Raw genomic sequence first — 13693 nt, 5'->3', positions numbered from 1 at the left:
GGCATTCTGTTTCTGAATGGTGCAGGATTTCGGGTCAGGGTCACAACAAATTGCAGTTTCGTTGATTACGCGGAGCAGTCAAGTAGCCTATTAGAGAGATTACAGCTATGATTATGAATACTTATGACAGGCCTCTCAGAGAGAGGCCAAAATTTTTACTGAAAGTTTACCAGTTGTGGAGTGATGTATTATATCTTTTTACCATGTATTGTACACAGGAGGCCTGTTGGTGCACTCTGTAGTTCTCTTTCAGCAATAACCTTACCTTTACGTAAAATTATAGCCTTAGTCGGTTTAATATCTGTTGGGATATTAATATGAAACTTGTTCATGGCGTCTGAACTTGCTCGACTATTTCTAAGTATGAATTTTTTTATCCCTTTTTCTGTTTCAACAAGAAGTTTACAGCCGACATCATTACTATCTTTTTCATCATCTGCATAGCAAAAACCATAGGCTCCGAATAAAGCAGGATAAATGTAGCTTTGCAGCAATCCATTTGGATCATAATACCCAACAAGGGTAGTCACAGGTATTCCGAATCTTTCTGGAACACGAAGTACTTGTGTAGCCATAATAGTCTTCTCCTCCTGCCACAACACACCATCACTGGTGAAACTTTTTTTAAAGCCTTTTGCCATCACAATGGAATTTCCATTAATATAAAGTGTACAATTCCAAGATGCGTTCTGGTCAATAGTAACGCTGTGGCCGTTATTATAACTATTAGCAGCAGGCATTATAATCTCCCTAGCCCATTGACCATCTCTAACCGTAATATTCACTAGGTTATGCTCATTCACTAGATCTGCAAGTAAACTTTCGTTAATGTTTGTAATAGAAACATTAACGTAGTCTATATCAACGTAACTTTCATATGGATCCATTTTGCCAGACTCTACGTTCCATTTACTAAAACCTGTCGGTGAAAATGGGTCAAACAAGGCTTTGGTCGCAACGTAACTTTGCATAATTGCTGAGGAATTAGGAGTGTAAAGGGTGTAGCGATTGGCACTGGAAAGCGGCTCTCCACCATTCATAGCGTCGTAACCAAACTGATATCCATGGAATGGAGGCTGGCACTGGTTATCAAAACATGAGCTTGCATTATTGCGAATTGATTTAAAATTTGGAATAAATATATTTTTGTCGCTGTCCCACCCCCATGTAGAATTAATATTTCCGGTGCTACGATGCACACACCCCCTAAAACCATCATTTAAATCCGCCAGGGAAAAAGAATGTCCCAATTCATGACTTATTTCATTGCCATAAGACTTATCAATGCTTACGACACCCGTTGATGCCATACCACCATGGACCTGAATACCATTGGCATAGTTACCGCGACTGTTATGCATTGTTACTTGAGTGGCGCGAAAATGATAAGGTTGACCAGTTCCTGAAGAACTGTTTATTCCGTAGTTTGCACTATTAATCCCCTTCGAAACAAGATCCCTTGATATCTGATGACACATTGTGCCAGTATGCCATCCACCTGTTCCTGGGTCTTTATCTGTTAGGAATGAACCATCTGGCAACATAACTTCAGGCAAATATAGTGGAGCGTATTGGTTAACTATCATCCAACTAAAAGGTGTCGTCTGGAAATATTCCCGCTGGGCTTGTTTATCACTAGAAAAATAAAATTCATTTCGTGGACTGACCAACATACCTATATCAATCGTATTGATTAGCAATTCACAGGGGCCACTTATTTTTAAGTCAGTAAGTTTTCCAAACAAATTTCCTTGGAAAAATGAGAGCGTTATTCCGTGGGTCATTAAATTACCAGGAAGTACAACGCTCCAAGTATTTGGTGCATAAGATATAGCGTTAAGCTCAAGCTCATCTTCCCTGAACCACTGATTATTGATGAATTTGAATTGTAGATTATCGCCACTCGAAACCACCATCTTGCGTCCAGCATAATACAGATTAGATTTGTACCCTGCACTTGACTTCACTCTGACCATTTTTCCTTCTAAAGAAGGATCGTCAGGAAGATAGATATCACTAACCCATAACCCATTAGCAGTCTTAATTTCAACTAATGCATATTGACTTAGTTTTTCCTTTAGAAAGAGCCCTGAGGGATCTTTAAGTTTTGCTAACTCAGCGCTGGTGTCTATGAATGTATGTGAATTATTCAATGGAGTAAAATCTATACCATCGTCAGGTGCATCAGGTATATGATACGCAGTAACAGGTAGTCTGGAAGGTTGGTTGAGAACCAATTGTTTTAAAATTTCTCCGTTCTTGTTTAAAACCTGTACGTACATCGGCGATGTTAAATCTGGCTGCAAAGGTTGAACCAAGATTAATGTGTCACGAAGATTTGTCAAAATCGGTTGTCGGTCATCACCTTTAGGATGACTTGGTATAATTTGGCTCTGAGCAAATTGCACCCTTGCAGCCAACGTACCCTCTAAATCATTTTCAGGAACAGTATCGTTAAAATAAAGAAACGGCGCTCTATTTTTACTTTGTGGAGAAATTATTGAGTTCATTTTTTCCTTTCCTTTAAATAGCTCACACTGAGATAATGGCACAAAAAACCACCCACCTATAAAAAATAAGACAAAGCATATATTTTGTCTTATTACTCTTAATGGCGTTGCATGTTGTATGATTTCTAACTAACATTGTACTATGACATTCATAATGTTTAGTATTTCGAAAAGAAAATTGCTACTTTTATAAAATGGATTTTCCCATTGGCTTTAGTTAAGCATCGAGAATACAGGTAGTTAATATTAAGTCGATAGAGATGAGCCGTAATTTTGACAAATGATACTAACAAGTAGTATTGTTGTATGAATAAAACTTTACAAGAATATTATTATCAGCGACTGCAATTTATTCCAATTCCTTGAAAGTATATCTACCCTAGATTCAGGAGTGCAAATGAGTATTTTTAATGCTACAACAGTTTCTGAGTTTCGCGAAAAGATCCAAACAGTCGGTTCTAAACTCATAGTTGTTTACTTCATTACAAGAAGTAGTAATGTTTTGGAAACCATCGAAAAAAATATTGAAGAGGTAAGCCTGATATATCAAGACGTTATCTTTATCAGAGTCAATACCGATGATGCCAAAAGCTTGGCTATAGAATATAATATAAGAACCTATCCTTCATTCGTATTTATCAAACAATGCAATGTTTTGTGCAATTTTATTAAGTGGGATTATGCAGAATTAATTAAAATAATTGAGCATTTGAATTAGTCAATAATTTCACTATAGCATATGTTATATTCATGCATTTATTTATCACCCTTTGCATTATGGTTTAAAATACAAATGCGCAACAAACATAAATAATAATACCAAACATTATTGAAGGAAACTATTAAAAGCGCATGGTGTTAAACATAATAATATACCTGTTCGAAGTTGGTTATTCCTTGCTCTTTCTAGAGCATGTTAGAAATCAGAACCATGAGTTTATTCGAATTCAAAGAAAAGGGAATAGTAAGTATTTAGTTAATTGATTAAATCAGGGGAATACCATTTGCTTCAAAAATGGTAGTTAAAAAGAGGGGGGGGATACCCCCATGAGCAAATAACACTCTAATTACTTCACCAGGTATAGCAGGTACCAACAATTTTATTGTACATTGAACTTACCGTAGTAAAACTACCTTAAGGTATATTTAAGATAAATAAAAATTTTATTCTGATATATTGATAACTCATTCCAATCACAGGATTGGATGACAGTATAACTGTAAGCACACCCGTTTTAGTTCCACGCACTTTTTGAGATTTCCGGGGGTTCAGCCATCAGCCGGTACCCTTCCGGCGTCAGGTTATTCAGGGATTCATGAGGCCGCTCACTGTTATATTCCGTCAGCCAGCGCTCTGTGATTTCCCGTGCTTCATTCAGTGTCCTGAACAGGTAAAAATCCAGTATTTCTGTCCGGTAAGTCCGGTTGAACCGTTCGATAAACGCATTCTGTGTTGGCTTGCCTGGTTTAATAAATTCCAGTGCCACACCATGCTCTTCTGCCCATTGCGCCAGCGTCAGCGAGATGAGTTCCGGGCCGTTGTCCATCCGCATTTTCAGCGGATAACCCCGGTTTGCCACGATCCTGTCCAGCACCCGGACCACCCGTTGTGCCGGAATATTCAGATCGATTTCTATTACGAGGGCCTCGCGGTTAAAGTCATCAACTACATTGAAGGTGCGGAACCGTCTGCCGCAGACCAAAGCATCATGCATAAAGTCTATCGACCAGCTCTGGTTTAGTGCTTCCGGCGTGGCCAGCGGTGACGGGTTACGTACCGGCAAACGCTGCTTTCCTTTACGGCGAAAATTCAGTTTCAGCAGGCAGTAAATACGGTGAACTCTTTTATGATTCCAGCTATTGCCCTGCCTGCAAAGGACCTGAAAAAGCTTTTTAAATCCGTATCGCGGATGGCGTTCAGCCGCTACCGTCAGCGCCACAATCACTGGCTCATCACGCCGTGTATCCGGCTGGTAAAGAAATACCGTCCTGCTCAGCGATAACATCCTGCATGCCCGACGTATGCTCATCGCAAACTGGGTGGTCAGATAGCTGACCAGCTCACGTTTTATCGCTGGTGTTAAAGCTTTTTTTCGATGACGTCTTTTAACGCACGATTTTCCAGACTCAGATCAGCAAACATTTGTTTCAGCTGGCGGTTTTCGTCCTCAAGATCCTTCATCTTTTTGATATCAGAAGCTTCCATACCGTCATACTTCGCTTTCCAGTTGTAATAGCTGGCCTCGGAAATACCGGCTTCACGGCAGACATCCTTGACGGTGCGTCCGGTTTCGACAGACTTCAGAACGGCAATGATCTGGTGTTCGGTGAATCGGGCTTTACGCATGGCGATCTCCTCAGGAAGACATAATCAGTATGTCGGAAGATCTCTAAAAGTGAATGGGCCGGTTTACAGGGATGCTTACATAACCATTATCACATGAGTAATATTTCATGGATACGTGTTTACCGATAACCATATGCTGCTCGTCATAGCATGGGTAATACTGCCTTAGGCTTAGGCTTAGGCTTAGGCTTAGGCTTAGGATATAAAATCGAATCATGGCTGTTACAATGTTTTCTCTATTATTTTACACCAGTGCCTTTAAAATTTTATTCTCCATATTTTATCTGTGACACCTTAGTGTCCTCGCCATTGCAACGCTTACAGTTATTAAATATTTCGAGGCAATAAAAATATCGCTCCGGGATTATTCTCCACGTTACGTAGACTGTTTGATCTGCCCGGTCAGCATCTGGTCTGCCTAGAGATGCAGGGAATGTGGCTGCTGAAGCCAGACATAACATCCACTCGGATGGACGTCCAGATCCCGACAGAGCACACGAACAGACCAGCAACGGCTGTTGCCGCGGATAAAGACGTACCTCAGTCGGACAGTTTTGCGAAATACGCAGCGGCTTTTTTTAGTATGTCTCTCTCGTCGGTAACCCGCTTCAGCTCTTTCTGAAGCCGCCGGATCTCAGACTGGGCATCAGACTGCGTTTTAGTAGCTGATGAATCAGGACCGTACTGTTTTACCCAGGCATAGAGACTGTGTGTGGTGATATCAAGCCGGGTGGCGACGCTTGCGATGGAATGACCACGATCAACGACCTGTTTAACCGCTTCAATTTTGAACTCTTCGGGATAACGTTTACCGCTCATGGGCACCTCTCTTTTCAGTCATCTTAAATGACTCTCAGGTGTCTGTTAAACCCGTGGCGATTCACTTATATGTGCCGAGGGTATCTCAGGAACTTATATTTTCGTTAATTAAGAATTAATAATATTAAAATCTCAAAATCATATCCGCAGACTCATTTTATAGCAGAATACTGGTCAGAGGTTAGTAAATGATGTTTATTTATTTTACGTAAGGAAAACATCACTTCACAAACATTGCCCACTCAACAAAGGAAATTGAATGGATTATATTATTTTATGCCTTGTGTGTCTTACTATTTTTATTGTTGTTTTAACAGTAATTGCAATGCTCGATGATGGTGATGGTGATGGTGATTAATTTTTAGTAAATTATGTTAGCAGGAGACATTGTTTCATGGTTTAACAATGGTAACGCGAGTAATGATCTGTAGCCATATATGTACGTATTATGAAAAACGTGATTGAGACAAACAAAAAATATCCTCCTAAAAAAAATCACTTGATATAACTCTCTCATTCATATGTTATCATTATGACTTAAGCTGAATCTTGGCTGTCTTGCTGGACAGGGGAGGGGTCGGAGCCTCCCCATTTTTTTATCCTTTAATACAAAGGAATGATTTTGTGCAAACCATAATTCAGTAAATTTTTATTCGAAAGCCATTTTTTAAAGTTCGCCTGTGACTGTATTATCATTTTTGCATGCAAGTCCCCCTCTTTTTTGACTTTTGGCATTCTAATAAACCCACATTAAGGCATTGTAAAATCAGCACAATTTTACTATATTCCTGTTCTTCAATAGCAAACATTATCCACAGAAACAGGGGATAATGTTGTGAGTAAGGTACAGAAAAACCTTAATACCTGACAGGGAAAATATTTTCTCCTTTTAAAATAACAAGATGGGAACAGTGGTTATTCAGGTAAAAAGGCCACATATCGCATAGATTTTATTGGATTAATCTGCTTTCGTCGTTCATAAAGAATCTTTAACATCAATATTTTTTTATAGAGGCCTAATTAATGTCCACACCATCAGAATCCTTTGATGTAACTGAGTTTAAAAAAAGAGTAGAAAACTGTTTTTCGCTAACTGTTCTTGAAAAATTACACTCACTGATATGTCGTGCATTGCCAGCAGCGGAGAGAAAAGAATATATCCTATTGATTAATCAACAGGAGGAAAAGATTCTCAATTTAGAGAGGAATAATCATAGAACCAACGAATTCTCAAATTAGACTTGATTCTATTAATGTCATACAGATAACTATACAGAGCATTTGAGGAATGTCCTCTTATAAGGATAACTGTGAAGGGTTTTACTTCAATATCGTTAATATATATACGTAACTGCCTTTTTTTATTTATTTTTTTACCTGTTAGTGAGGCTTATTCATGCATTGATCTGAATTTCATTAAATGCGTTGAGGCCAATCAATCTAAATCAAGAGGTTGCTATGACTTCGCATCCAAAGGAAAAAGCGAAATATCTTTCCATACAAAAATAAAAATATCTTCTACTCAATACATAATTGGCGATCGCATAATCGTGCAAATCACTTTAATGGATTCGCATGGAAATCCAGTTAAAGGGATGAGTGATTTATTAATGAAAAAGAATATTGTCACCATACCTGGAACTGTAACTTATAATATAAGTAAGTGGTCTGAATATAATGACGGAATTTATTTTACGGACCGGGTTGCAGAAAAAATCGGTGAAAACTACAGAGTGACAATACACTTATGCAATAAAGTATTTAAATCAGGCACATACAGCATAACACCATTTCCTGAATCTTTTAATTAGCAACTCTGGACGAAGTATGTATTACCAGTATTTTAATCCAACCTCTCTATTTTGTGCAAAATCATTGATAATTTTTCCTCCCTAATAGCAAGGTTATAATCAATAAAAAATAACTTACTCCTGTCTACGACATTTATTTTTACCGGGCGCAAAGTATCAAGTATTACATTTGTTTTGTTTTCAAGACTTATTAAAATTTTACCATTTAAAATCTTCATCGGCCTTCCAATAAGAAACCCCTTTGATATAAAAATTATTTCTTCCATGATACTTTCTTTGCTCCTAACTATTTGATGTGTGGTCTTGGTGGTGACGCTTGTATATACTTCCCCCCCGCAAACAAAATCTCTGCCTAATCCACTTTCCTTCATTACTAATGTGTCCCTTCAGAACTTTTTGTTTTTTCACTGAAATAATAGGCACCTATCTCGCCATCTTTTATTTTATATTCAAAAAATTAACTTTTTGCAACTCATTAATTCAAAACCACTGAAAGAATACACAATAAATAGATTCGCTGACATTAATTTTATATTCTTTACATCTAAAAAAAGATAGCGTCAAACTATAAATGTAGACTTCGTTTTTTTTAATCAATCCCCAATTCATAATTAAGACTTTTTTTTCAAAAATCCTTAAAGATCTTATCAGGAAAAAATTTACTCAATGCTCAGCTATGCTGACACATTAATTAATTCCCGATATTTCTTTCTATTTCCAATAATATCCCGCTTTGATCAAGACTATCCCCCCTTCTTGTACGGGGTTGTAATTGACATGATTGCCTCATAAGTGACCATAAGTACACCACAATTACGATGCATATTTAACCAACTCTCTGATTTTAGGCGTCGGACTTTGATCTCATACGATTAGTGTGCCCTCCCTTTGTCGTAGAAAAATCCTCATCACTATCAATTAACTCACTAATTGCACTGTTCATAGATCTCACGCTTTTTCGACATTATCCTTCATTAGAAATATAATATTATAGACAGATATGTGATCGCCCGGCTTAGCGAACAGGCCTATCAATTTGAATTCTTTCTATTGAAAGCTGTTGCGATCTCAAACGATCCTGAAAATCGTTGACCTGTGCAGCAATGAGTTTCACAATATCATCCCACTCCTCATCGCTATATTGTCTCATTGGGTAAACCAAGAATGCCGTTATGATATTCTCAGGATCGTTGTTTATACGATAGCCAGGAACTATACTAAATAAGGGTAGGTTATAACCGGCATTCACTCTTTCCCAACATTCCTGCATAAAGCTCATCGCCAGCTCCTCATGTGATTGAGATAGCGAGATAATGTCAGGAGCGAATAAAATAGCAAAGACGACTTCCCAACCCAGACTGCTCTCGTTAAGTACACGGAAGAAGCTATGACGAGCCAGAGCATCGCTAACAGAATTACGCGCTCTATGCAGCAGGGCAAGATAGTCAGCATAGCCACGGCGTCCTAAACGGCGCAGGTTCACCCAAGCGGCCAGGATTCCTTGGCCGGGCCTGGAGTTTTCAAAAGTATAGCGATAAGTTCTGAACTGGCCATAGTGAAAATCCTTGTCGCAATATTTGTAATTGCCATCGCCTAACTCGTCCATAAAACGACGATCACTGGCGATGAAAAAACTGCTGGCATAAGGACACAGACCATTCTTGTGAAAATCCACCCCCATAGAATCAAATCCGGAAATTCCTTCCAAGCGTCGTTGTACTTCAGCAATACGTTTTCGAGTTTCGGGTTCAGAAAAATGTGCAAATATGCTCTCAGAATCCATGTTGAGGGTGCTGAGATAGATCCAGCCGATAACACTGTCAAGATGAAGGTAGGGTCGCTGTCTAAGGGAATGCCTGATTGAGAAATCATTGATAGACTGAAGGATTTTGCAAGTGTCTTCACAATTAAAATTGATTGTGGTTCCACCAGAACAAATAACCGCAGCGATCCTTCGTCCGTTCAGATGTTGTTCATCAAGTACACGCTGCAGTTCATTTGGGTCCATCACACCATCCTTTGTGCCTGCAACCCGCAGACAGTTATCGGCTCCCAATCCCAGTAGGCTCGCTGCATGCTCCACACAGTAATGCGCGCCCTCACTGCAGAGAATAACCAGATCCCTCGGTAATCCGGTCTTAGCCGACTCCGGTTCCATCCGACTGATAGCCAGCCTGATGGCATACAACAGCGTGAATTTACCACCATTACATGCTATTCCCATAGATTGAGGCCAGCCAGCCCATTTCCCAATATATCGGCAAACCTGCTGTTCAATAAGGAGAGCTTCCCCGCCGAAAAAATCCATCAGCATATTTGGGTTATAGGTTGTTACAAGCCATGCAGCGGCTGTTGCTTCGATACTTGCTTCAGGTAGCATATTGAACAATGCGTTTGGGGATCCGGAACGTAGCGAACCACGAAAGAAACGAGCCACTTCCTGTAATATTTCCTTATCATCGACGGGCTCATAATCTTCACCTTTATCAAGCTCATCAAGATAAGAGTAATATCTGGCTGGGAATTTAGGCCCAAGATCGGTACGAGTACCTGATAAAAATTGGAGTTCCGGTAAGTTTGCCTGCCATTTTTTGCCTTCAGACAGAATATAGTCATTCAGATGTTGAGTATACTCCATCAGTGCCTGGAGACGCTCTGAGTCCCCAGAAGTATGGCAAAATTTTCTCACAATATGTCTCCTTAACTTGTTTGCATTTATTTTCATCCAGGAATTCCTTGATATAGGTAATGCCGCCTTTAATAGCTTTATTCATATCGATAAGACAATATAAAATAGCTAGTTATGTACCATAAGCAAGGTGCCTCCATGCTTGTGTATCTGACTCTGTCAGGAATGTTCCATCGGGAAACATAACTTCAGGTGAGTAAAAGCATCATATTGTTTAACTGACCGTTCCACAGAATTAGATAAAAAAATCAGTTAGTAACTTCTTTTTTACCTTCAATATTTCCGTTTCACCAGCCTGTTGCAAATTCAGCAGAGGACAGATAATACAGTGATGAGTGAAGCCGGCATTCGTTATAGTCCTGTCGCCAGTCATTAACTATTTCCCTGCCATGAACGATATTGCAGAATCAGTGCTCATTCAGACAATCATACCGAAAGCGGCTATTAAAGCTTTCGATAAAACCGTTCTGTGTCGGCTTGCCTGGCTGAAGCTCCATACCATGCGCGAAGGCGCATCGGCTCAGAGTCCGGGAGATAAACTCAGAGCCTTGATCCGTTCTTATTGTTGCCGGATAGCTACAAAATAATGCAATCCTGCCCAAGATACGCGTGACCTGAGCGCCTGATATGCTGAAGATGAGACATATGGAGTTATACTGGCGTAAACGACAGAAACATTCCTTGCTCAGTCCGACCCTGTGCAGAAGATTACAAGCTCTTACTTAAACATCAGCACCATGCATGGCTACTTGAGCGTAAAGGTTAACGATATCATAATGCCTATGACGAATTATTCCTGTAAATACATACATTGATAATGTTTTTCCAGCCAGTAAATAATCAAAATAGAAGTGCTTACTCATCTCGAATGAGACAACAACCGCTGGCGGTCTCGCACTGACTGTTGCGTATTCAGTCTGGAGTTATACTTATACTATTAGTAATGGATTAAGCCCCCGGAATCATACTATTTTATTCCGGGGGACTTGGTAGCCCTGACACAGAAATCATCTTTGTTGCAGGTGAAAGATTAACATCTTATATGCCCCGCATGAAATTGTATTACCTCTCGATTTTCTACCAAACAGTTATCGTTACCGTTTTCACAAACTCGGGAAAACCATCCACCTTCGCCGTCACTAAATCTTTGCCGGAAGAAGTAGGGGTCATAGTTGCTGTGTATATACCCTTACTCTCTTCAGCGTTAATTACGTTGGCAGAGGCTATAAATTTTACCGTCTGCCCAGTCACATAATCGCCGTCGCTGTCCCTGAGATGAAGAGTCAGTGTTATAGTCGCACCTAACTCCATCACTTGCGGACTGGCACCAAGCGCCGAGCGAGCCGCATCAGGAACGGTGATCTTGTAATTTCTGGATTCGTGTTTAATCCACCCGTTATCGTAATCATAATTCTCATCGTAGCTTTCTAAGGTCGCCTTATAGCGCTCTCCAGGAGAAGTAGCCTTCCATTTGCTAATAAATACTCCAGGTTCATCTAAGCTCCATTTTACGTCAGCTTGTTCAGATACCCCAGGAATACGAATTCTCGTGCGAGTACTGTTAATAAAAGAAAGCCCTTCTCCTTCGGAGACTGGATTTAACCAAGCATCTCGTAAATATAACCTTACATACAAATCGTTTCCGACAATATATTTATCTTTATCAACATCAATACTCATATCAGCGACTTTACTATAATCCAGAATATATGGCGCAGAAACGCTTACTCCATCTTCTGTATTGAGTTCAGCCACATATAGCCCCGTAGTTTTGATTATACCTCTTACAACATAGTTCCCTTTCGTGGCCTCTTCTTTCCATACTTGGTTGTCAGTACCTGGCAGGTGAAATACGTTTGGCGATTGTAGCCAATTAAGCTTATCACTTAGAGGATTACCACCCTTATCAGTCAGGTGTATCGTTGCATAAACATCTTCCTCACCTATTATGTAGGTTTGCTTACTTACTTTAACAGTTGAGTTTTTTGATGGACTGCCTGTCTCAACCACCACCGTTACCTGTTTCTTAAAATCCGGATACTCCTCCACCCGGGCGGTCACCGTCGTCGTGCCGGCCGTCGTGCCGGTAAGTTCAGCTGTGTAGACTCCGCCCCCCGCAGGGGTCACAGCACTCAGGATACCGGCGCTGGGCGTGAATATCACCGTTTTTCCGTCCAGCCCGTTCCCCATGCTGTCCCGCAGCGTCAGTGTCAGCCGCGAGTTTTCCCCCGCACTGATGGTGCCCGGCTCGGCCGTCAGGACAGACTGCGCCGCATCCGGGCCCCCCGCCTGAACCGTCACCTCAACCTGTTTCTCAAAATCCGGATACTCTTTCACACGTGCGGTCACCGTCGCTAGGCCGATCGTCGTGCCGGTCAGCACAACAGTGTAGACACCATGTCCCGTCTCGTTGACGGAACCCAAGGTGCCCGCATCAGTTGAAAACTCTACCGTCTGCCCCGGCACCGAATTGTGATAACGGTCATCGAGACTGAGTGTCAGGACTGATCTGCTGCTTACGGTGATGATGTCCGGCTTGGCCGTCAGTTCAGACCTGTCCGTGTCCGGGGCGCCCGCCTTGAAAGTCACTGTCGTCGTCTTTCTGATCCATGCGCCTGACTCCACACTCACGCTCGCAGTGACTTTCGCTATGTATGCGGAAGTAGTGGTCAGGGTAGCCACGTAAGTCCCATCCCCCTTGTCGGTAACGCCACTCAGGGTGCCATGACTCGTTGTAAATTCTACCTTTTCCCCCGGCAGCCCATTGCTGTAGTAATCCCTTAACGTCATTGTCAGGGTGGATTTTTCCCCCACGGTGACGAGATCCGGTATGGCCGTCAATTCTGTTTTTTCGGAAAAAATATGGCCCGGTCGCACCGTAACCTCAACCTGTTTCACAAAATCCGGATACTCCTCCACCCGGGCGGTCACTGTTGTTGTGCCTGCCGTCGTGCCGGTCAGTTCGGCTGTGTAGACTCCGTCCCCTGCAGGGGTCACAGAACTCAGGATGCCGGCGCTGGGCGTGAATATCACCTTTTTCCCGTCCAGCCCGTTCCCCATGCTGTCCCGCAGCGTCAGTATCACCTCAGTACGTCCGCCCGCGGTGATACTGTCAGGCTCTGCCGTCAGGCCGGACTGCGCCGCATCCGGGACCCCCGCCTGCACCGTCACCGCCACTGTCTTCTCGAATCCGCTCACGCCCTGCACCGTCGCCGTCACCGTCACCGTGCCGGGTTTGTTGTCGGTCAGCTCCGCCGTGTAGCTGCCGTCACCCCCATCGCTCACCGCACTCAGGCTGCCCGAGGAGGCGGCAAAGTTCACCGTCTGCCCCGGCACCGCGTTGCCGAACCGGTCCCGCAGCGTCAGCGTCAGCCGCGAGGTTTCTCCCGCACTGAGGGTGCCCGGCTCGGCCGTCAGGACAGACTGCGCCGCATCCGGAGCCCCCGCCTGCACCGTCACCGCCACCGTCTTCTCGAATCCGCTCACGCCCTGCACCGTCGCCGTCACCGTCACCGTG

General features: G+C 42.1%; 7 protein-coding genes and 2 pseudogenes. 2 read left to right on the top strand and 7 right to left on the bottom strand.

The genetic code is table 11. The annotated features are described in order from the left end of the window. Positions 1-188 precede the first annotated feature (188 nt). The gene (locus BM427_RS24055) at positions 189-2510 is read right to left on the bottom strand and encodes a M66 family metalloprotease (RefSeq protein ID WP_090126943.1); all 2322 of its coding nucleotides are present in this window, start codon (positions 2508-2510) and stop codon (positions 189-191) included. 397 nt (positions 2511-2907) lie between these two features. Between BM427_RS24055 and BM427_RS24050 the strand changes: the two genes are divergently transcribed. Continuing rightward, a complete protein-coding gene (locus BM427_RS24050; RefSeq protein ID WP_090126941.1) occupies positions 2908-3228 on the top strand; it encodes a thioredoxin family protein in 321 nt (106 codons plus the stop codon). Positions 3229-3745: 517 nt separating this feature from the next. Here the strand turns inward: BM427_RS24050 and BM427_RS24045 are convergent. Beyond that, a protein-coding gene (locus BM427_RS24045) for an IS3 family transposase (RefSeq protein WP_139234462.1) occupies positions 3746-4857 on the bottom strand; the annotation gives its coding sequence in 2 pieces (ribosomal slippage) (positions 3746-4596 and positions 4596-4857; 1113 coding nt in all). 421 nt (positions 4858-5278) lie between these two features. After that, positions 5279-5676 (bottom strand): annotated as a pseudogene (locus BM427_RS24035) (transposase); the annotation flags it as partial. A 1310-nt stretch (positions 5677-6986) separates the two neighbouring features. Between BM427_RS24035 and BM427_RS25595 the strand changes: the two are divergent. After that, positions 6987-7487 (top strand): hypothetical protein, encoded by a 501-nt coding sequence (locus tag BM427_RS25595; RefSeq protein WP_139234461.1) that lies wholly within the window; start codon positions 6987-6989, stop codon positions 7485-7487. Between the two features lie 32 nt (positions 7488-7519). Here BM427_RS25595 and BM427_RS24030 read toward each other — a convergent pair whose 3' ends face one another. The 4 genes and pseudogenes from BM427_RS24030 to BM427_RS24015 form a co-directional block, all read right to left on the bottom strand. After that, positions 7520-7858 (bottom strand): hypothetical protein, encoded by a 339-nt coding sequence (locus tag BM427_RS24030; protein ID WP_090126932.1) that lies wholly within the window; start codon positions 7856-7858, stop codon positions 7520-7522. Positions 7859-8502: 644 nt separating this feature from the next. Continuing rightward, complete coding sequence (locus tag BM427_RS24025; RefSeq protein WP_090126930.1) at positions 8503-10212, bottom strand: pyridoxal phosphate-dependent decarboxylase family protein; 1710 nt, start codon at positions 10210-10212, stop codon at positions 8503-8505. 251 nt (positions 10213-10463) lie between these two features. Continuing rightward, positions 10464-10862: pseudogene (locus tag BM427_RS24020) on the bottom strand (integrase core domain-containing protein); the annotation flags it as partial. Between the two features lie 391 nt (positions 10863-11253). Beyond that, positions 11254-13693: invasin domain 3-containing protein (locus BM427_RS24015; RefSeq protein WP_139234460.1), on the bottom strand; the 2440-nt coding region annotated here is incomplete at its 5' end.

The sequence above is a fragment of the Kosakonia arachidis genome (assembly GCF_900116535.1).
In the GTDB taxonomy this organism is placed as follows: domain Bacteria; phylum Pseudomonadota; class Gammaproteobacteria; order Enterobacterales; family Enterobacteriaceae; genus Kosakonia; species Kosakonia arachidis.
This window is presented reverse-complemented; position numbering and strand designations above follow the sequence as displayed.

Excerpts from the sequence above, each read along its gene's own strand:
- BM427_RS24055 (WP_090126943.1), bottom strand. The coding sequence starts at position 2,510 with ATGAACTCAATAATTTCTCCACAAAGTAAAAATAGAGCGCCGTTTCTT.
- BM427_RS24050 (WP_090126941.1), top strand. The coding sequence starts at position 2,908 with ATGAGTATTTTTAATGCTACAACAGTTTCTGAGTTTCGCGAAAAGATC.
- BM427_RS24025 (WP_090126930.1), bottom strand. The coding sequence starts at position 10,212 with ATGAAAATAAATGCAAACAAGTTAAGGAGACATATTGTGAGAAAATTT.
- BM427_RS24030 (WP_090126932.1), bottom strand. The coding sequence starts at position 7,858 with ATGAAGGAAAGTGGATTAGGCAGAGATTTTGTTTGCGGGGGGGAAGTA.